This is a genomic window from Rhizobium oryziradicis (genome assembly GCF_001939045.1).
Lineage (GTDB): Bacteria > Pseudomonadota > Alphaproteobacteria > Rhizobiales > Rhizobiaceae > Allorhizobium > Allorhizobium oryziradicis.
This window is the reverse complement of record NZ_MKIM01000019.1, coordinates 15,391-36,047: the sequence shown is the minus strand read 5'-3', so window position 1 is coordinate 36,047 and position 20,657 is coordinate 15,391. Positions and strand designations below refer to the sequence as shown.

Sequence of the window (20,657 nt, the reverse complement as noted above, 5' to 3'; positions counted from 1 at the left end):
TCAGCCGAGCATGAGTTCCTGCACAATCGCCTGCGCAGATACGGCATCCTGACGCTCAATGGCCCCAGACAGTCGATTGTCCTGATCAAGGCGATCGACAATCCGCAGCATGCGCTTGACTGTCTGAATATTCACTTCGCATTCATGCACGGGGTCGAGCCCGGTCATGTCCGGAAACGTGTCGAAGTAAATGGCACCATCATAGCCGTCCTTGCGGATTTGGCGCAAAAGCTCGATGGTTTGTTGAGTATGAACGGCACCCACCATCAGCCCGTCATCGCGCTTGGCATAGCCATCATTTAGATGCACACCGAGCACGCGGCTGTGGCGGGCAATCAAGGCGGCGGCAAACGCTGGCTGCTCATCAGCATAGAGCACGTGGGCGAAATCAAGTGTCACGCCGAGATTGGGCATATCGACATCCTTGATGGCCAGCAACGTCGTCGCAGCATCCGGCATCAGGCTGTAGGAGCGAGGTTCATTGGGCTTGTATTCGATGCTGATCTGACAATCCGGGTCATGGGCGCAAACTTCACGGATTCCGTCAATTTCGTGTTGCCACAGCGTGTGGTAGTCGGCCTGAAAGGCATAGTCAAAGCCGTCCTGGCCAAGCCAGAGCGTCATCAATTTGGCACCAGCCGCACGGGTGGCGTCAATGCCTGCTTTGGTCAGGTCTATGGCTTCACGCCGCACTGCCGGATCGGGGTTGGTAAACGCGCCGATCTTGAAGGCAGGATTGGTATAATAGCGCATGGCAAAACCATTGATTGCCAAGCCCATATCACCAATCTGCCGGGCCAATTCAGCGGGATTTTCGCCAACATGATCGGGATAATTCAAATCAAGATCCGTGAGGCCCTCAACTTTCGCGGCACGCTTTGCCATCTGGAGCATGGTTGGCTTACCGGAAAGATCCGGCCATTCTGCTTTTGGGCAGGAGGCAAAAGAATTCAGACGGGTTGCAAATTTCAGCTGGGTCACGGCTCTGGCTCACTTTTATCGCTTCACTTCATACTTCACAAAAAAATCGTGATTTGTAAAGTAAAAAATGAGATCAGCGCTGCAAAATGGCCAGTCGTCGCCTCACCGTGACAGCAAAGCGTCGATTTCTTCGCGTCGTGGCATGGCCGGTGCGGTTCCGCGTCTTGTCACGGCGATCCCTGCCGTTGCGCAACCAAAGCGGACAGCATCAACCGGGCTTTTCCCATCGGCAAGGGCTGCGGCAAAACCACCAACGAAGGCGTCTCCGGCCCCTGTTGTGTCGAGCACAGGGCCAACGGCCACGGCTGGGATGGCAACCGACGCATTATGAGCGTGAAACAACACGCCTCGGCTGCCCAGCGTGATGATGGCCGCGCCCACACCCCGTCCCAACAGCACATCACCTGCACGTTTGGCATCTTCAATGGTATCGAGCGGAAAACCAACCAGGGCTGCGGCTTCGGTTTCATTGGGTATAATGTAATCGCACAGCCCGTAGATTGCGTCCGGAAAGGGCTCTGCCGGCGCCGGGTTGAAAATTGTGGTGACGCCTGCCGCACGCGCAATCTTCAAGGCATGATGGGCGGCCTCTGCCGGTTGCTCGAGTTGGGTCACGAAAATCGCGCTTGCTTCAATCACCGCGCGCGCCGCCTCGACATCGTCAACGGTGATGGTTCCAGCCGCACCCGGATAGACAATGATGGCATTGTCGCCGGTCTTGTCATTGACGTAAATGAAGGCAGCGCCGGTTGGCTGATCATCCATCACGGTCAGTCGCGGTATCACGCCAGCTTCGGCATAGGTCTTTAACGCGAGATCGCCGAATGTGTCACGGCCAATTTTCGAAATGAAGGAAACGCATGGGCCCTGCCCTGAAACCGCGCTGGCTCTCGCTGCCGCAACGGCTTGATTGGAGCCCTTGCCGCCCGGTCCTACCGCAAAGCCGCTGCCGGTAATTGTCTCGCCAACAACGGGCATACGTGCTGCGAGATAAGCGGTGTCGGCCACAAAAATCCCGAGAATTGAAATGCTTTTGTTCATGGTGTCTCCTCAGTGCCCAGTCGGTGGAATCACGCCTTTGGTGAACAGAAAGCAACCATAAAAGCGGGTTTCACCCGTGGAAATGACGCAATAGGCCTTTTTTGCAAGATCATAGAAGGCGAACCGCTCGATGCCATACATGGGTGAGGACTTTCCCTCGGCACGGTCGATTTCCGCCTGAACTTCACGTTGCACCGGCTGGATATCATCCGGTGCTCCCATCACCTCCATGCGCCCGGCCGAGTTTTGCAGCGGCGTATCGAGCGGCAAAACCGACAGCAGCACGCGCACGGCTTCGGCGGCCGACAGGTTGGCCATGGAAAGCGGGCGGCCAAGCACGGTCTGGCGCGCGACACTGTCGCTTGGGAAGTTGGTGTCAGAAATCACCAATGTGTCGCCATGCCCCATCGATCGCAGCGCGTGGAGCACATCGGCGTTCAAGGCGGGGTGAAGATTTTTCAGCATGGAGTGTTCCTTTCCTGCGATAAAGAATTGGGCATATGAATAAAGGTTGGGGCCTATTTGACGGCACCGGCGGTCAGTCCCTTGACGATAAATCGCTCGAGAAAAATCCCGACCAAAACAAGCGGCATGATGGCGGCGGTGGCAATGGCCGCCATCGACCACCAGTTGATGCCCTGGGAGCCTGTCTGACTGGCGACCATGACGGGCAATGTCTTTGCATTTGAACTGGTTAAAAGGGCTGCGAAAAAATACTCGTTCCAGCACAGTATGACCGATAAAATGAAGGCGGCCACCATGCCCGGAAGAGCAATGGGCAAGACAATCCGCATGAAGGCCCCCCAGATCGAGCAGCCATCCACCAATGCTGCCTGCTCCAGTTCAACCGGGATCGTGTCGAACTGGTCACGCATGATCCAGATCACGATTGGCAACACCATCAGGGTGTAAACCAGAATAAGGCCAGTCAGGGTGTCCAGCAACATCAGGTGCTTGTAAAGCACCAGAAACGGCATGGCGAGCACAACGGGCGGCAAGATCAGCTGGGACAGGAAGAAGAACGAAATATCCTTATTGCGCAGCCAGAGAAATTTATAGGAAAACCGGCTGAGGCCATAGGCGGCCAGCGATCCGATCACCACCGCCAGAAAGGATGCTCCCGCTGAGGCAATGACGCTGTTGGCAAACCGCCGCATGAATTCGTCGCGCACGGTGGATGCCAAAAAGATCGTGTCGGGCGAAAGACCAAGCGATCGCCAGCCCTTCCAGTCCGGGGTGAAATCCACAAAGGGTATAAGGTGCCCCTGCGTGACATTGACCGCAGTCTTGAAGGATGTGGTCATGGTCCAATAGATCGGAAATAGCGAGATAAAGGCCCAGAACACCAGCGCCGCATAAATCAGAAGACTGCCTGTAAGAAATTGAGGGCGGCGAAACCGAGATCCAGTGGAGTTTTCAGCGCCGTTATGGCGGATGCTATCAAGTGCCATGGTCAGCGCCTCAGTTTGAACGTTGCAGCCAGCGGCTCGTCATCTTGAGGATGAGCGAGACGAAGATGATGATGATAACAAGATAGAACTCGGCCAGCATGGTGCCGTAGCCAACATTTGACCGGTCCCGGTATTCGCGAAAAATGAAACTGGAGACGGTGTCTGTCGCACCGCCCGGACCGCCTGCGGTCACGTTGATGACGATATCGGCAAGCTTCAGCTGGAAAATCACCCTCAGAATAATCACGGTGATGCTCACGGGCAGCATCAGCGGAAAGGTGATTTCCTTGAAACTTTGCCAGCCGGATGCGCCATCCACCTTGGCCGCTTCCTTGATTTCCATCGGCAGCGCCTGCAAGCCTGCCAGAAGCAGGATCATCATGAACGGGATAGAAACCCAGGCATCCATGGCCATCAGCGAGATGCGCGCAAGCCACGGGGTGGAGAAAAACGCCGGATTGTCCCATCCCAAATGGCGGGCAAGGGTCGCTAAGGGGCCAAAACGATATTCCATCAAGGATTTGCCAATCATCCAGCTGACGGCCACCGGGCTAAGCATCAGCGGCAGCAAAAACGCGACGCGGAAGAATTTTCGAGCTTTGATCTCGGCATTGAGCAGCAGGGCCAGCCCGAAGGCGATGGCATATTGCGCCAGAACCGCCAGAACATAATAGATCATGTTTAAAAGCGCGTTCCAGAAATAAAAATCGGCAAACAAAGCGCGAAGATTATCGATGCCGTTGAAATGCCGACCAGCGGCGGCACTGAGATTCCAGTCGGTGAAAGCAATATAGAGGCCAAAAACCGTGGGAAACACCACCATGGCAACAGTGAACAGCACCGCTGGCAGCACAAATGCAGCCTTTTGGCCGTCTTCTCCACGAATAAGCACTTGTGCTGCGCACAACGCAACGGCCCACGCGACATAGGCATAGAGCAATGGACGCCAGTTGGAGAAGCCGAACGCTGTGATCTCCATCGTATCGAGCAATTGCAGCACAAGCATACCAAGCAGAAGCAGCGATGCTATTGCCAGCAACAGACGACCATGCCGAGCATGGGGCTGACGCCGTGATGGCTGCTCGTTGGGTCGAATAACAGGCATGGTCGTATCGGACATAAGCTAACCCTTGGACAAAACACCCTTCAGAAACCAGTCGTCAGGATCGTTTTGGGCTGTTCATGGCGCAGCAGGCACAGGCGAGACCTTGCCTGCTGCGATGTCTTGACAATCAACCACCTGTCTCAAAGGCCAAGTGATGCCTTGTAGAGAGAGATCTGCTTGTCGCGGCCAAGCTGATCGGTGATTTTCTCCCATGCGGCAGCAATCGCGTCAGCACCTTCTTGCGGCTTCACCCGTCCCGCAAACACCTTGGCCAGCTCATCTTCCGCGACACTGTAATATTGGAAGATTCCCGGAATGCGCGGCTCAATCGCTGCATTAGGGTGATTGTAGGAATTGGACTGAGAGGCGAGATAATTGCTGATATAGCCCTCGTCATAGCCCGCAGCGACCCATTCCTTGATGTCGAACTGGCTCTTGCGATAGCACTGGAAGCCGGAAGGGTAGGCCGCGGTCCACAAGGCGAGATCCTTACCGCCGAGATGGGCCGCAGCACTCCAGGCCGCCTTCTTTTTCTTCTCGTCCTTATCAACGCGGGCCATGACGTAAACACCCCAGCCGAGATAGGCCATGTTGGGTGCATGGTTTGGCCCGCTCGCCAGTTTTTCCCACTTTCCAGTCTTGGCATTATATACGTCATCGGAGCCGGGAAGGATGTCAAAGGCAATCGTATCGCCCACCACCGAGCTGTCGCTGGTTTGCGCGCTCTGCCCCACATCGCCCCACCATGACACCATCGAGCCGGTTCCTGCGAGGAATTGCTGGAATGCCGTGGTGCCGGGGTCTGCATTCAATTGGTCGCCCGCTTCCGACGGCAGGGCATCAACCACGTCCTGAATGGCGCGAACCCAAGCGGGATTGTTGATGCGTGGCTTCATCGTATCAATGTCAAACAGCCAAGCCTTGTCGTCGGGATGCTTGGCATAAGCCGTTGCCCGACTGCCGAGGAAGTAGAAGCCAAAGCCGCCCCACGCCTTCGGTGCATCAAGATAGCCGATCGCGTCCATGCCGGAAATCTTCTTGCCCTTGAGGAATTTGGTGACTTCCTGCACCTGCTGCCAAGTTTTTGGCACGCCCCATTCGCCTGAATGGCCTTCCGCCTTCCACGCCTTGGCCAGATCGGCATCGGTAAAATAGTCTTTGCGGTAGTTGAAGTTGTGGCAGTCGCCATCCACTGAAATGCGATAGGTTTTGCCATTCCATGTGCCAACCGGCGCTTTCAGGTAGTCGACGTAATCGTCCATGTCGATCTGCGCCTTGACCCAGTCCGGCATTTCCGAGGCCAGCCCCTTGCCGCACACATCGCCTTCAAACGGCGCGCCCATTTCGAGAATATCAAAATCCACGGTGCCGGTGGCAATGGCCTGCTGCAAACGCGGATTATAATCGGCTTGCGCCAGATCGATCCAGGTGATTTTCGCCCCGGTATAATCCTCCCATGGCTTCAAAAAGCCACGAAACAGCACATTGTGCAGGTTTTGATTGTTGAGGCCCATAAAGGACAGCTCGACGCCGGCAAATTCTCCTTTTTTGACGGTCTTCTTTGTGGCTTCGAGGCACATTTCACCGACCTTCTGCCAATCGGCATCGGTGGGAGACCCCTTGCCAACACCCGGAATTTGCAGGATTTGCTTGCGCAAAGATGCCTCATCGGCAACCGCCGTGCCGGCACCCAGCAAACCGCTGGTGGCCGCCACGGCCCCAAGGCTGGCTCCGGTCTTTAGAATGGCACGACGGCTAAGGCCGATTGCCATCATCCTCTCGAATTCGCTGACTTTCATACCTGTTTCCTCCCTATTTTAACTGTTCCGAACCTCGCATGCGGCCCGCCTCTCCCCTGGCAGCCGCTGCATCTATCACGCCATGCGCAACCCCGTTTCGCCGTCAAAAAGATGAACCATCGTCGGGTTTGGCGTCATGGCAATGGCTCCACCTGCTGGCTCCGTGAGCCGCTCACGGAAGACGCCGATGACTTTCTGCTGGCCAAGCCTTGCGAACACTTGCGTTTCCGTGCCGGTTGATTCCATCACCGTGATGTTGGCGGTTACATTGCCACCCAGCACAAAATGCTCGGGACGAATGCCGTAAAAGGACGATCGTCCGTCCGATCCCTCAGGGGCTGAAGCCAGAGGGAGCTTAATACCGTCTTCCGTCTCAAAACATGGTGTGGCTGCTGCCCGGATGTGTCCCTTGATCAGGTTCATTGACGGTGATCCGATAAAACCGGCCACGAATATGTTGGCAGGCTTGTCGTAAAGGGTCAGCGGCGAGCCGATTTGCTCGACGCGGCCATCACGCAGCACCACGATGCGGTCCGCCATGGTCATGGCCTCGACCTGATCGTGGGTGACATAAATCATTGTCGTTGCCAGCCGACGTTGCAATTCCTTGATCTCGGCCCGCATCTGAACGCGCAGTTTCGCATCGAGATTGGACAGTGGCTCGTCAAACAGAAAAACCTTGGGGTCTCGAACAATTGCCCGGCCCATGGCCACCCGCTGCCGCTGGCCACCCGAGAGTTGACGCGGATAACGCGCCAGATAAGGAGTAAGATCGAGAATGTCGGCAGCCTTGCGAACGCGCTCATCAATCGACGCTTTGCTTTCGCCGCGCATTTTCAGAGCAAAACCCATATTGTCTGCCACAGTTTTGTGCGGATAAAGCGCGTAGCTCTGGAAGACCATCGCAATATCACGATCTTTCGGCGGCAGATCGTTCACGACCTTGCCGTCAATCACGATATCGCCAAACGTGATTGGCTCCAGCCCGGCAACCATCCTCAACAATGTCGATTTGCCGCAGCCCGATGGGCCGACCAGAACAACGAACTCGCCATCGGGTATCTCGACAGAAACGCCGTGAATGACCGTCAAACTACCATAGGCTTTGCCAACATTGGCGATATTCATCGAAGCCAAAACAGGTCTCCTCCCAGAATGGCGTGCACTGTACACGGCGTGAGGCAAAATTTCGAAAACCGCAAGCGGATGAGACCTCCATCTCCCTGCCGCAGCCCTTGCTCCGAAAAGTGCCCTACGCGCACCGAACTTCACACAATGTTTTATTTTGGTAAAGTCAGTTCTTGCGTTCCAAGTAAATATTTTTGATATTCACATGATTACGATCGCTATGTGCAACTTGAACGGCTGTGGCTTTGTAAATGAAGGCGCAAACCAGGCGCTGAAACGGATCGAGTCAAACTCTCGAAAGAAAACATCACAATACAGTGCGAAAATGTGAAGAGAAGGCAATCTCAAAGGGGATGCAAAGTCAATGTTGAAGGGAATCGATCCAGTTTTGAATGCGGAGTTGTTGCATGCTTTGATGCTGATGGGGCACGGAGACCAATTGGTGCTGTGTGATATCAATCATCCGGCAGAAACGATTGCCAAGCACACAACCTATGGCAAACTCATCCTATGGCAAACTCATCAATCTGTCCGGCTGCAATCTGGAGATCGCAACGCAAGCCATCCTGACGCTTTTTCCTCTCGACACGTTTGTCGAGGCACCCGTCAAAAGAATGGAGGTGGTTGGGGATCGTGATGCACAAGTGCCAATATTTGCTACCATTCAGAATGTGGTTGATCGCGCTGAAGGGCGCGAGGTGCAAATCGAGGCCTTGGAGCGCTTCGCTTTTTATGCCGCGGCAAAGTCGTCTTTCGCTATTGTTCGAACCTCCGATCCCGGCCCCTATGGATGTTTCATTTTCAGCAAGGGTGTTGTTTAGACAGAGCGCCCGCGACTCTTTGGGGGCGTCGATGCTTATCAGGCAGATTGGTAGGTCAGCGTTCGATTGTTTTGGCGATAGGTTGCAACTGTTCTTGCACCTTAGGGCCACACTTTGCCGCCAGACGGAGCGACTGGCGCAATCTTTTTTTCTGCTCGGCTGGCATGGTTGGAATCAACTCCCGCGTCATCGCGTCCAAAGGTCTTATGCGTGCGAGGCACCAGTCGGAGCCGATGCCGTCAAGCCGATAGCCATCCAGCACGCCTTCTGTGGCCGTGAACAGGCTCTTGTGAAATGTTTTGCGCGTGACAATCCATTCCGGGCTGTTGGAGAGAGCGGGGGTTGCGGAAAAGAACGTCTCGAACATCGAAAGCGTCACCGTTCCGGTCCAGAGTGTGGCATCAAAACAGGCTCCGAGCTGCCGTGTGCGCTCGGTGATTAACGCCTGCGGACCCCGCTCTGTTTCGGCCTCGTAAACAGCCATGACTGTATTGACGTGACGGGCATATTGGCTGACCAGTTCGTACTGCTTCAGGGATGCGTTCTTCAGCCGCTCCGCCTCCTGTGGAGCGCAAAGCACGGAGAGAAGCGGTGCGATTTCGGGTTGCGTGGGACTGATCGATTGACCTGATTGCCTGCGTTTCTTCACGATGTCTCGCAGTTGGTCAGCAGCCGTTGCCATCGCCTGAAGCCGCGCGGGTGACGGCACATCGGGGATATCAGTCGTTTGCGTTCCAAGGGACATGGATGATGGATCAAATCTGAAGCTGACGACACCTTTCAGATGAAATTCGGCAATTCGGGGCTCGCATCGCATCACAGCTCTCAGCGCTGCAGCTGCAAACGCGGCATCGATCGAACCTTCTCCACTTTCGACGATCTTTGGTTTTTCTTTGAAAGATCCGTCTTCGGCGAATGTCGCAGAAATCACTGCTATATGGGTCGCTCCAGGTGGTGGCATGAAACACGCCAAAATCGTGTCGTTTAGCTTGCTGTTGACGGGCGCGTCCTGTGCTGAGGAGATAGAAAATGCAAACATCCACATCACTGAGACCGCCGTCAAAAACACCGTGATCTTCGTGGCACGTCGTGGCTTGTGGATCATATGTTCGATTTCCATACCGCTCTGCATCTTTGATTGAGATGAGAAAAATCTGAAAAAAATCAAGGGTCCGTTCAGTCTTTTGCCGGACGTAAACCGAAAATTATGCCGCAGATAGAGAGAGGTAATGCGGACCTTTCTGCGCCATCGGCCCATAGCAGCACTATGCACTGCCCACTGTGACCGCTGAGCCCGAATCCCCTGCTCAATTGCAGGCCTAGTGTCTGTGTTTGAGTTTGTCTGATCAGTAAAACTGGATTCCACTTTTCCCTGACAAACTCTAATCCGAACCTGGCAGGGTGTGGTTTTCAGCACCCCGACTGCCAGCACCAATCGCTTTATCGAGACAGGCCAAAATTTGATCGCCCTCAAACGGCTTGATCAGAAAGCCCGCGGCACCTGCCTCAAAGGCTTGGCGTCGAATGTTGTCTTCTGGAAAGGCGGTCATGAAGATCATCGGGATATTGTTGCCTGCGGCACGCAGGGCAGATTGCATCTCAACCCCGTTCATCCCCGGCATCTGAATGTCCGTGATAATGCAGGCGGATGTCTGGACCTGCTGCGATTGAAGAAATTCCTCGGCAGATGCAAATATCGTTGTTTGAAACCCGAGCGAACGCACAAGGCTTGCTGTTGCCATGCGCACCGCGTCGTCATCATCAATGATGCTAATAGTCGTGTGAGACTCCACAGTTATTTCCTTCATTGATGGCGGAACCTGCCGAATAGCCAACCCCGATCCCATCGTTCAAAACCTATTTGAGTTGGAGCACTTCGGCCATTCGAACAAGATCTGCCAATGTGCGGGCGCGCATTTTTTCCATAACCTGCCGTCGGTGCAGTTTCACCGTAATCTCGCTGACGCCCATTTTACCGGCCACCTGTTTGTTCATGAGACCAGAGGTGACAAAGGTCATTGTCTCTTTTTCGCGGGGAGTCAGAGAGTTGTACAGGTCCTTCATGGTGTTAACGACCTCCTGCGCCCTCTGCTGGGTGCGGTCGGTTTCTATTGCAGCAAAAACGGCGTCCAGTAGGTCTTGCTCCCGAAACGGTTTGATCAGAAAATCCGCAGCACCTGCCTTCATTGCTTGCACGCTCATCGGCACATCCCCATAGCCGGTCATGAAGATAATCGGCATTGTGCTCTCAGATTTATTCAGGCTTGATTGAAATTCCAGACCGCTGATGCCCGGCAGGCGAATGTCAAGGACCATGCAGCGCGGCGCTGGCGGCAGAACGGCTGCGAGAACCTCCGTGGCAGATGCAAAAAGCACGGCATTGAGACCAACCGAGCGAAACAGACTCGACAGCGCATGTCGCAACGCTTCATCATCGTCGACAATAATCACCGTCGGTTGATGATTTGGCGAACCTGAGGTTTTTGATGGGCTATCCAATCTCAAGGTGATTATCCTTCTGTATTGGTATTTTTATGCGAAATGCGACCCCGTAGGAAGGATCTGAGGCGATATCCAATCGCCAGGAATGGGATTCAATGATAAAGCGACAGACCGCAAGCTTTGAGCCAATCGTGTCATTGACGAGATCTTGGGAGGGCTCTTTGTCGCGTACCAGACGATCGAAATGATCGAAGGCGGATCGCGCGCCAATCTCCACGATGATCTCGCGAAGGCCAAAATAGTTGATGTGCTTTTTTATTTCAATCTTAAGGCGATAGGCTGACAAGCCGGATGGTCGGGCATTCACCACGGATATCAGCAGGTCCGCAAAGACCTTGCTGAGCAATGTCTGATTTCCCGTCAGCTCGGGGAGTTCGTCTTCGAAAGCCATCTCAAGCGCCACCCGATGATACAGAAGCCCGCTCTGATGGGTCTCAAGTGCTTGCTTTATCAAAGAATGAAGCGCAATTGTCTCACACAAGTTCGTGTCAGGCCCGGCGAGCTGGCGAACGCGCCCGACGACCTCACCTGCCCTGTGCGCGTTGGCAATCACGTTTTCAACGGCATTTTTTGCCTCGTCAATATTGCAGACATCGCGCTGCAACCAGCGCAGCGATGCCTTGCTTCCAATCATCAGTGCCGAGATGGGTTGGCTGAGGTCGTGGGCCACCGAGCTTGTCATTTGAGCAAGCAGAATGTTGCGGAAAACATCATCAGACTGCCAGGCAGCTTTTTGGATATGATCCTGCCGATCGCAGTTCAGCGTCATGTCAATGGTGGTCTCGATTGTTGTGTGGGCTGCTCCAGAGCCATCATGTTGCAGCAAGCGGCGGCTGAGGACCATGACACGCTTGCCATGCTTGGAGATCTGCGAAAGCTCCCCTTCCCATTTTCCATCCCGCAGCAAAGCGGCATGACAAGCCTCCTGAGACACAGGGAAAATTGTCTTCAACAACGTGGTCGAGACCTGGCCCTTGGCTTCACTCGAACTCCAACCATACAAGAGCTCTGATCCGTGGCTCCAATATACAATCTGGTCCTGTGCGTCTGATATAATAATAGCGTCGTCAGCCTCTGTGGCTAAATTTGAGAGATACTCGGTTTCTTTTCTTCGGAAGATTACGAAATATAAAATGTATAAATACATCAATATGTTGACGATAAAAAATATAACTGCATAGATTTGATTGATGTCATCAATCGACGCAAATAAGCAGGCTGACAGAAGAGCACATGTTGCAAAAATAAATAGAATGTCTTTGGTCGGCATGGCTTCCGGCAAAATTAAAAGCGTGCAAACATAGAGACTGGCGAGACCAGCCTGAGCATGGGTGAACACTTCAACGCAGAAAATTGCAGCACCGAGCGCCGCTGACAGCGCCATTTTTAAAACGTTGTTATTTTGAAGCAGCGCGCCTCGATCCATTTTCATCGCTCATGTCCGCAGGCGTGGGTGTTGCTAATGCCTGAAAAAACGCCCAACTGTGCAATCACAGCCATGCGGGCCAATTCATCTTTGATCTTATTTAGCAGTTTTGGGGCGCGGAGATTACCATACACAAGGATGGTGCGTGCTCTGCTGACATGGCATACCGTCGCGCAGTTCACGCTGTGCGGTGAGGCTAAAAGGCGAGTTTAGGAAGCAAACCCATACCAAGGTTAGAAGCTGCTGGCACAGCCCAGCGCTTGAGATATTTGCAAAGGCAATACCAAGAGCTATTTTTAGTATCAGCCGTCGTCAACGGCGGTGAGGCTGAAGGAGAAGGTTGTACCTTGGCCAACAACAGAATTAACCTCCAGACGGCCGCCGTGCGCCTCCAGAATTGACTGGCAAATTGCCAGACCCATGCCCATTCCGGTTGCCTTGGTGGAGAAAAATGGCTCAAAAATCCGCCGCAATGTGTCCTTCTCTATGCCTGTGCCCTTATCCTGAACGCGAACGAATATTTTGTCGTCGATCCTTGAGACATCAATCAACAAGTCGCGTTTGTTGTCGGGCAGATCAGACATCCCATCAATGGCGTTTGTAACGAGGTTCAAAATGACCTGCTGAAGCTGGATTGGGTCACCGAGAATAATCTGCGGCTCCGCTTGCAAGGCAGTTTCAATCCGAATGGTGTTTTTGGCAATTTCGGGAGATGTCAATCTGATCACCTCCTTGATGATTGCGTTCAGGTCGACGGCCCGCAGGGAGACAGGTGCTTGTTTTGCCAGTGAGCGCAACGCCTTGATGATATCTGCAGCGCGGATGCCGCTCTCACGGATGCTCTCCAGACCGGCGATGGCCTCATCGAGATTTGGTTTTTCACGCTTGAGCCAACGGGTGCTGGCATCGGCATTGGATACAATGCTGGCAAGGGGTTGGTTGATCTCATGGGCAATCGAGGCGGCAAGCCCGCCCATCAGCGTGAACCGGGAGGTGTTGGCCAATGCTGCTCTGGCTTGCATCAAATCTGCTTCGGCTTGCGCGCGGCGCAGATTTTCCTCGGTCAACTCGCGATAAAGGCGCGCTGCGTCGAGCGAAATCGCCGCCTGTGGTGCCAAAATCTCCAGCATTGCCACGCGGTTTGTGGTGAAAACACCCGGAGCCAGATTGTTTTCGAGATACATAATGCCAACCAGCGTGCCGCGCTTGATCAAAGGCAGGCATAGCACAGAGCGCAAAATACGATCGCTTGGCCCATCGGTGCGAATCTGCGGTGCTTCGGCAAACGCGTCGGCCAACACCATGGACTTCTTTTTGCGCACCACAGCATTCAACACCCAAAAGGGAAGCGCCTGAGGTTGCGGCAGAGATTGTGCGACGTCCAGCACCACATCCTGATGAACAACACGGCCGCTGGCTTCAATCATGGGCTGGTCATCATGCATCATCAGCAGCACGGCATATTGCGCGCCCGCATGAATGATCATGTCTTTCATCAGAGCGCCAATCACGCGCTCAAGCACAATTTCCTCCGAGAGCGCTTGCGATGAGCGAATAACGACATCCAGATCAAGATCGGCCTGACTATCGCCACGCGCTGCTGTTGCAGCCAGCATCTTGGAAAAATACTCTGGAAAACGCGCTTGAATTTGCTGGGCTTTGCCCTCTGCACCCCAAAGACTATAGCAGGCGTGGGCTGTGTGCATATGGCTCTGTGCGGCGGTTTGCAAACCGCTTCGCTCATAGAAGGCACCCGCCAGTTCATGGCCTAGTGCTTGCTCATGCACAAAGCCCGCGGCTTCTGCCAGATTGACCGATTGCTCATAGCGCATTGCCGCCAGACGAAACTCGCCTTTCAAGGAGGCAATCTCGGCCTCGATCAGGGCCAGCTTGTTGGCAAAGGTTGTGGGGTTCAGTTCGGACCATTTTGCAAACATGCTGCGATGATTTTCGAGCTGGGAAAACACAAAATCTGTGGCACCGGATGTCGTAACCTTACGCGACAGGGCGAGCGCCATGAACATATGTCCATAGGCCACATCAATATGGGCGGGCAAAGACCATGAAAATTTCATCGCGTGGCTTAAAAGGTCTACGGCCGTATCGTCCTCGCGCAGGAAATAGGCTCCCATCCCTTCATAGAAACTCGCCCAGAATTGGGTTGGAATGGATTTTATCTGCGCTGCTGCAGCCGATTGATGGCTGCCGTAATTGCCGTGAAGCAGCATTTGGACAAAATTGGATTGTCCCTGCAGGATCACTTCAATGTCCTGATAATCAACCTCCCGGATCAGCGCTATGCCTTGTTCCACCTCATCCTTCAAAATGGTGAGATGCGTTCCCATGGCGATCAGGTCTGAGACAATGTGATTGCGGGCGTAGCAGGCCATGCCAAGGTCGTCAGCCGTATGCCCTGCCTTTGCTGCTTCGCGTGCAAGACCCAAAGCATCCTGCAATGGCCGCGTCCAGGGCGTGAGTTGCTCCACAGCGAGCAATGTTCCGGTTCGCTGCGCTTCAAAACCGCTGCGCGACACCATCTCGGCGGCGGCGGTGGCATATTCGTAGGCGTCGCCGTAATTGCCATAGCGACTGGCCGAGAGCACGCCGAACCACCCCAGCCCATAAGCTGTTTCAGGCGTGGCACCGTGGAGCAAGCTCAGCTCAACTATTTTTGCAAGATGGGTGAAGGCGAGACCACCTTCGACAAAATACGACGCGCTCAAGGCAGAAAGCAGCGCCATCGCCGCTTTGATCTCCGCAGAGGTTGCATTTGCAGACTGGGTGAGTGCCAACAATGTCCGCTCTTTCAGCATATGCCGCACCAGATCATAGGCAGCATCGCATTCGCGGGCTGAGGGTGTGCGATCAAGCGTGATATCCAGCAGGGCAAGGCCCTGGAGTGCTGCATTAATGGCGCTCTCATAATCAGACCTCACCGTGTGTATGACGGCCTGCAATCGAAGGACATTGGCTTTGTCGACCTGTCGGTCGGCCAAGGTAAAAAGACGATGGGTTGTGCGCGTTGCCTCATCAAGGCGGGCGGCATTGATCAGGCATTCGCCATAAAGATATTCCAGCTCAAACAGAAGCGCGCGATTGTTTTGCTCCCAAGTCTGCGTTGTCAGTCTTTGCGCGATCTCCAGATATTCGATGGATTGCTTGACGGCACCGGTGCTGCGCGCGCGGCGCGCGGCAGACACCATGACGCTCACGAACGCGCGCTGATCTTCATCCTCAAAAGCGATGATGCCGGTTGCTGCCCTTTCAATCTGATGGGCAATTCGAAACGTCTTGTCGACAGATCCGTCGGTGTGCTCCTCCAGTAGCAGTTTGGCGATCCGGCTATGTTCTTTGGCGCGGTCTTGTTTGTTGGTCAGCCGATAGGCCGCTTCCAGAACGCGGTCATGAGAGAGCGACAGACTTGCGCCACGGCGCGCCAAAAGGCCGGAATTGGACAGTGATTGAATAACCTGGTCAAGCTCGGCCATGTCGAGGAGGCAGATTTTTGACAACAGCGGCAGCTCGCCCTGGCCACCCAGAATAGCCAGCGCTTTGATAACATTTTGTTGCTTGGCTGAAAGCGCCTTGAGGCGGTGGTTGAGGAAATCAATGACGTTGCTACCCTGGGCAACCTGCTTGCGGTTGAACGTCCACCGCTGGAGTTTTATGTCAAATTTGACGATGAATTCTTCGGCAAGTCTGCGCAGGAAATGGTGGATGTAAAACGCATTTCCGCCCGTTTCGGCGTGAACCAGCTCTGACAATGCTTCCACATCATCAAGTGCGATGTTGCCCAGCAAGCTTGTGATGAGATCTGCCGTGTCGTGCACCGTCAGGGGATTTAAAATGATTTGCGTCACCGGCACTTGCCCTGCTCTGGCGGCATCCCGAACATCGATAAGCGTCTGGCTGATGTCTTCGTCCCGATAGGCAATAATCAGCATGAGATGAGGGATTGGTTGCGCAATAAGGGCCTTGATGACGGCAACGGTCGAAACATCGGCCCATTGGATGTCGTCGAGAAACAGGACAAGCGGGCAATCCGGGGTGGAGAACGATGTCAGCGCTTGAACAATCGTTCGGATCATGCGGCCTTGCGACACATTTGCCTGCAGCTCAAGGGATTTCTGTTTCGGATTTAAAAGAAACCCGGCTTCCGGCACAAGTTCGAGCAGAAGATCGCTGTGGCCATCCATCTGCTCGGACAGGCGGTTGGCCACGTCCTGAACAACGGTAGAATTTGCACTCAGCACGTTGACGATCAGCGAGGTCAGGATTTGTGCAAAAGGTGCGAATGGAACGTCCTTGAGAAGCTGTTCGCTTTTGCCTGTTGCAAACTCAAAGCGCGTGCGGCCAACCAGTTTCGGCAGTTTATCGACCAGCACCGACTTTCCGGCACCCGGTGCGCCTGAAATCAGCACGATTTCCGGCTTGCCAGACCGCGCCGTTTGCATGGCCAGTTCGGCCAACGCGCGAAGTTCGGCCGATCGTCCAAAAAGATGATCCGACTTTACGATGGATTGCAACAAATCAGCCCGCCCCAGGGCAAAAGGCATGATGGATTGTGTCTTCGTCCATTCGTCGAGACAGCGTTGCAGATCGGCGTGGGCGGCGTGCGCAGTTTGATAGCGAAGATCCGGGTCTTTTTCGATCAACTTCATGATGATCTGTTCGACAGCCGCGGGTATGGGCCGAAGATCGCCCAGCGGTCTTGCCTCTACGGCAACATGGGCGTGCAGCCATTGGGCCATGGTCGCCGCTTTCAACGGCAATTGGCCAGTTAACGCCTCATATAAAACAACCCCGAGCGCATAGAGATCTGATCTTTGATCACAATCGGGCCGATCTCTGCGCGCCAGCTCAGGTGCCGCATAGGCCATATCGGTCAGCGTCGGACTATGGGGCGGTACAATGTCATCATTGCCCCACAATCGACTGAAACCGAAGGACGAGAAGCATACCCTGCCATTGGATGTCACGATGATATTGCTCGATTGCAGCCTTGCATGCACCAGGCCTGCTGCATGCATCTGTGACAAAGCCGAAGCAGTGGCTGCGGCCAATTCGAGAAATCTGCCGATCGGCTCCATGTCTTGACGAGGGATTGTGGTAATCGATCGTCCCAACTGGTGCGAAAAAACAAGCACTGTTTGTGCCCCTTGCGTGATCAGGGCGATGGGCTTTTCGGCCCAGCATTCGTCAAGAATCTGGATCAGCGCATATTCATGGGCCAGCAATGTCCGCTGCGTTTCTGCGCCACTGACCAGCAAGCGCCAAACTTCGTTGGTGGCCGGATCAATAGCGTCCACATGCTCGATACCGTCGCGCACACTTGTTTTTGTCCGAATTAAGCGCGCAAGCCATGCCTCATCCAGTTGCGACTCTAACAAGGACGGGAATTTGGTATCGACATCCATATTCATTGTAACGTCCGTTCCCCACGCGTCGCCGCCCTTGGTGCTTTGGGCACCTGCCACAGCGATACTGTCATTGCCGGCATTCTGATTGAAGACGCCGACAGAGTTTCAGTTTGAACGATCAGATTGTAAAATTGTCTTTTTATAATTTACAACGACGAGGCGACCTTCCAATTGTCACGCACGCAAAAACAATCTGCAAAAGTTCGCGCGCTACAGCGCCGTGCGCCACATATGGCGCACAAAGGACGCTGTAACGCCTTAAATATGCTGCATAATTTTTCACCTTAAGTCGATTTCGATTTAAGGAATTATGCAGTAGCCCACAATGGCCCTGTGAGCTCGCCTCTGTATTGTAGAAAATTCCTGTCTTTGGAATAAAAGGCAGATCGCAATGCACTCAACGGCTCCTTGCATCACCGCGATCGCTTCGCGCCGATCAAGTTGTGCGTTCATATCTCCTGCATCGTGCCTCAAATCGATCCCGATTTAAGGCACGATGCAGGAGAGGCAAGGTTCCGCTATTGTCTGCGTTTAGATGGATCGCGCGATCCGGACCGGTGCACCTTTATAGGCGGGCGTGCCCGAGAGCGCGTCATAGTCGGAGAGAGCAATAACCTTATTCATTTCAGGATAATATCCGGCAATGCTTCCTGTCGGAATATCATACTCAACAGCCGTGAAGCCCTTCACCACACGCTGGGTGTCGCTTGTGATATCGATGCCGATGATATCGATGCGATCACCGTCGCTCAGGCCCCGTGAGGCGAGATCCTCTTTGCTCATGAAGATCACATCGCGTCTGCCAAACACGCCGCGATAGCGATCATCCAGATTGTAGATGGTGGTATTATATTGGCCATGGCTGCGAAGCGTCGTCAAAATCAGAGTGTCGGGATCATTGAGGCGCTGATCCTCTTCCAGCCCGCGCGCCACCAGAAAATTGGCCTTGCCACTTACTGTGTGCCATTCTCGCCGTGAGGCAGGCACATTGAGTCGAAAACCGCCGCGCGTTTTGATGCGGGCATTGAAATCATGAAAGTCAGGGAAGACGATCTCGATTTTGTCTCTGATCCGGGCGTAGTTTTCAATCATTCCATCCCAGTCGATGCCATATTTATCGCCCAGTGTTGCTTTTGCAATCCCGGCGATAATGGCGGGTTCAGACATCAGGCTATCGCTTGGTGGCTTGAGAAAGCCGCGAGAGGCATGGACCATGGACATGGAATCTTCCACGGTGACCGATTGTGGACCGGATTTTTGAATATCCTGATCGGTACGCCCCAGCACGGGCAGCAAAAGGGTGGTGCGGGCCGTGAGCAGATGCGACCTGTTTGGTTTGGTGGCCAGATGAACAGCAAGATCCAGTCCTCTCACGCCTGCAAAGGTGGCGTCAGGATCGGACATGGCCACTGCAAGATTGCCGCCGAGACACACAAGCGCCTTGGAGCGTCCATCAATGATGGCTTGAATGGCCTCGACTGCGTTATGGCCTTTTTCACCGGTTGGACGAAAGCCAAAGGCGCGTTCCATGCCATCCAGCAAGGCAGCATTTGGAATTTCGGTAATGCCCACCGTCCGATCGCCCTGAACATTGGAATGGCCGCGAAGCGGGCAAATTCCGGCACCTGTGCGGCCGATATTGCCACGAAGCAGCAGAAGATTGGCGAGTTGCTGGACGATTTCCGTGCCAATGGAATGCTGGGTAATGCCCATACCATAGCAAGCAATGACATTCTTTGCCTTGAGATAGGTCTCTGCCGTGGTTTCCAGACTGGCGCGGTCAAGGCCCGATTTGCGATAGATTTGCGCCCAGTCCGTGGCGTCTATATCTGCTCGCAGAGCGTCAAGACCGGATGTGTGGGCGGCAATAAATTCGCGGTCCAACACACCCGGACCGCCGTTGGCCAGATCGGCATCGTCGCGCTCAAAGATCAGTTTCATAATGCCTTTGAGGGCCGCCAAATCCCCACCCGCTTTGACCTGTAGATAAGAGGATGCAATGGGGGTAGAGGAAAGGCTCACCATTTCCACGGCATTTTGCGGCGCGGAAAAGCGCTCCAGTGCGCGCTCTTTCAGCGGGTTCAAAACCACGATCGGCACACCGCGGCGCGCGGCCTCATGCAGCGTGGTCATCATGCGGGGGTGATTGGTTCCGGGATTGTGACCAACACTGAGGATCATATCGGCATGATCAAAATCCTTAAGCGTGACGGTGCCTTTGCCAACGCCGATTGAGCGTGGCAGACCAACCGAAGTTGCCTCGTGGCACATGTTGGAGCAATCGGGGAAATTGTTGGTGCCAAAGCTGCGCACAAACAGCTGATACAGAAAGGCTGCTTCATTCGACGCTCTGCCAGAAGTGTAAAATTCGACCTGATCCGGGTTAAGGCGGTTCAGTTCCTGACCAATACGGGTGAAGGCGTCGGCCCAGCTGATCTCGACGTAATGATCTGTTTGCGCATCATAGATCATCGGATGGGTCAGCCGCCCGGCATCCTCCAGCTCAAAATCGCTCCATGCCCAGAGGTCTTTTAAGCTATGCTGGGCAAAGAACTCCAGATTGGCGCGCTTTGAGGTTGATTCCCACGAAATCGCTTTGGCACCGTTTTCACAAAATTCAAATGTGGACGTATGGTCGGGGTCTGGCCAGGCGCAGCCCGGACAGTCAAAGCCATCAGGCTGGTTTGCTTTGAGAAGAGTTTGAGGGCCTTGCACCAACACCTGCTGCTCTTTCAATGCCGTCGCGACCGCTCTCAAGGCACCCCATCCTCCGGCAGGTTCATTGTATTTTTTGATACCTTCAGGGCGCTTCTTGCTCATCGTCGGCTCCATCCTGATTATAAAATGATACGCAGTCACGCACCGTTGGCCTGACACTGTGATGCTTTTGCAAAAAATAATGGCAACGACCGCGGCCCGGTACCATACAGATGTATAGCGCTCGTTCTATCTTCCAACCTTGACAGACAAGAAGATCGGAACC

Annotated in this window: 14 protein-coding genes and 1 pseudogene; 2 read left to right on the top strand and 13 right to left on the bottom strand. The window is 54.1% G+C overall.

Features of this window, described 5'->3' with window-relative positions:
* From BJF95_RS01355 to BJF95_RS01325, 7 genes are all read right to left on the bottom strand, one after another.
* On the bottom strand, positions 1 to 972 hold the full coding sequence (locus BJF95_RS01355) for a sugar phosphate isomerase/epimerase family protein (protein WP_075637748.1): 972 nt from the start codon (positions 970 to 972) through the stop codon (positions 1 to 3).
* Positions 973 to 1,083: 111 nt separating this feature from the next.
* Positions 1,084 to 2,022, bottom strand: a complete 939-nt coding sequence (rbsK, locus tag BJF95_RS01350) for a ribokinase (RefSeq protein ID WP_075637654.1) — start codon at positions 2,020 to 2,022, stop codon at positions 1,084 to 1,086.
* 9 nt (positions 2,023 to 2,031) lie between these two features.
* On the bottom strand, positions 2,032 to 2,487 hold the full coding sequence (locus BJF95_RS01345; protein WP_075637653.1) for an RbsD/FucU family protein: 456 nt from the start codon (positions 2,485 to 2,487) through the stop codon (positions 2,032 to 2,034).
* Between the two features lie 53 nt (positions 2,488 to 2,540).
* Positions 2,541 to 3,473 carry a carbohydrate ABC transporter permease gene (locus BJF95_RS01340; protein WP_075637652.1) on the bottom strand — a complete coding sequence of 311 codons (933 nt, stop codon included), beginning with the start codon at positions 3,471 to 3,473 and terminating at the stop codon, positions 2,541 to 2,543.
* A gap of 10 nt (positions 3,474 to 3,483) precedes the next feature.
* Positions 3,484 to 4,578, bottom strand: coding sequence for a carbohydrate ABC transporter permease (locus BJF95_RS01335; RefSeq protein ID WP_425348667.1), 1,095 nt, complete (start codon positions 4,576 to 4,578; stop codon positions 3,484 to 3,486).
* 140 nt (positions 4,579 to 4,718) lie between these two features.
* Positions 4,719 to 6,377, bottom strand: coding sequence for an ABC transporter substrate-binding protein (locus BJF95_RS01330; protein WP_075637650.1), 1,659 nt, complete (start codon positions 6,375 to 6,377; stop codon positions 4,719 to 4,721).
* 75 nt (positions 6,378 to 6,452) lie between these two features.
* On the bottom strand, positions 6,453 to 7,514 hold the full coding sequence (locus tag BJF95_RS01325; RefSeq protein WP_075637649.1) for an ABC transporter ATP-binding protein: 1,062 nt from the start codon (positions 7,512 to 7,514) through the stop codon (positions 6,453 to 6,455).
* A 355-nt stretch (positions 7,515 to 7,869) separates the two neighbouring features.
* On the opposite strand from BJF95_RS01325, the pseudogene BJF95_RS24605 reads away from it, so the two are divergent.
* Positions 7,870 to 7,944 (top strand): annotated as a pseudogene (locus BJF95_RS24605) (fucose-binding protein); the annotation flags it as partial.
* A 55-nt stretch (positions 7,945 to 7,999) separates the two neighbouring features.
* Complete coding sequence (locus tag BJF95_RS01320) at positions 8,000 to 8,326, top strand: RbsD/FucU family protein (protein ID WP_425348666.1); 327 nt, start codon at positions 8,000 to 8,002, stop codon at positions 8,324 to 8,326.
* A 55-nt stretch (positions 8,327 to 8,381) separates the two neighbouring features.
* Here the strand turns inward: BJF95_RS01320 and BJF95_RS01315 are convergent, their stop codons facing one another.
* The 6 genes from BJF95_RS01315 to BJF95_RS01290 all read right to left on the bottom strand — a co-directional run bounded on the left by BJF95_RS01315 (position 8,382) and on the right by BJF95_RS01290 (position 20,494).
* Positions 8,382 to 9,692, bottom strand: a complete 1,311-nt coding sequence (locus BJF95_RS01315; RefSeq protein ID WP_139317360.1) for a hypothetical protein — start codon at positions 9,690 to 9,692, stop codon at positions 8,382 to 8,384.
* 16 nt (positions 9,693 to 9,708) lie between these two features.
* Positions 9,709 to 10,119: a response regulator transcription factor gene (locus BJF95_RS01310; RefSeq protein WP_245297205.1), complete on the bottom strand. Its 411-nt coding sequence runs from the start codon at positions 10,117 to 10,119 to the stop codon at positions 9,709 to 9,711.
* Positions 10,120 to 10,183: 64 nt separating this feature from the next.
* Positions 10,184 to 10,837 (bottom strand): response regulator transcription factor, encoded by a 654-nt coding sequence (locus BJF95_RS01305; RefSeq protein WP_139317359.1) that lies wholly within the window; start codon positions 10,835 to 10,837, stop codon positions 10,184 to 10,186.
* Positions 10,818 to 12,260, bottom strand: coding sequence for a PAS domain S-box protein (locus BJF95_RS01300; RefSeq protein WP_075637645.1), 1,443 nt, complete (start codon positions 12,258 to 12,260; stop codon positions 10,818 to 10,820). The genes BJF95_RS01305 and BJF95_RS01300 overlap by 20 nt, the downstream gene beginning before the upstream one ends.
* Before the next feature lie 296 nt (positions 12,261 to 12,556).
* Complete coding sequence (locus BJF95_RS01295) at positions 12,557 to 17,677, bottom strand: ATP-binding sensor histidine kinase (RefSeq protein WP_083638638.1); 5,121 nt, start codon at positions 17,675 to 17,677, stop codon at positions 12,557 to 12,559.
* Positions 17,678 to 18,205: 528 nt separating this feature from the next.
* Positions 18,206 to 20,494 carry an FdhF/YdeP family oxidoreductase gene (locus tag BJF95_RS01290; RefSeq protein ID WP_075637644.1) on the bottom strand — a complete coding sequence of 763 codons (2,289 nt, stop codon included), beginning with the start codon at positions 20,492 to 20,494 and terminating at the stop codon, positions 18,206 to 18,208.
* Positions 20,495 to 20,657: the final 163 nt, after the last annotated feature.

Excerpts from the sequence above, each read along its gene's own strand:
- rbsK (WP_075637654.1), bottom strand. The coding sequence starts at position 2,022 with ATGAACAAAAGCATTTCAATTCTCGGGATTTTTGTGGCCGACACCGCT.
- BJF95_RS01345 (WP_075637653.1), bottom strand. The coding sequence starts at position 2,487 with ATGCTGAAAAATCTTCACCCCGCCTTGAACGCCGATGTGCTCCACGCG.
- BJF95_RS01340 (WP_075637652.1), bottom strand. The coding sequence starts at position 3,473 with ATGGCACTTGATAGCATCCGCCATAACGGCGCTGAAAACTCCACTGGA.
- BJF95_RS01335 (WP_425348667.1), bottom strand. The coding sequence starts at position 4,578 with ATGCCTGTTATTCGACCCAACGAGCAGCCATCACGGCGTCAGCCCCAT.
- BJF95_RS01330 (WP_075637650.1), bottom strand. The coding sequence starts at position 6,377 with ATGAAAGTCAGCGAATTCGAGAGGATGATGGCAATCGGCCTTAGCCGT.
- BJF95_RS01320 (WP_425348666.1), top strand. The coding sequence starts at position 8,000 with ATGGCAAACTCATCCTATGGCAAACTCATCAATCTGTCCGGCTGCAAT.
- BJF95_RS01300 (WP_075637645.1), bottom strand. The coding sequence starts at position 12,260 with ATGAAAATGGATCGAGGCGCGCTGCTTCAAAATAACAACGTTTTAAAA.
- BJF95_RS01295 (WP_083638638.1), bottom strand. The coding sequence starts at position 17,677 with ATGAATATGGATGTCGATACCAAATTCCCGTCCTTGTTAGAGTCGCAA.
- BJF95_RS01290 (WP_075637644.1), bottom strand. The coding sequence starts at position 20,494 with ATGAGCAAGAAGCGCCCTGAAGGTATCAAAAAATACAATGAACCTGCC.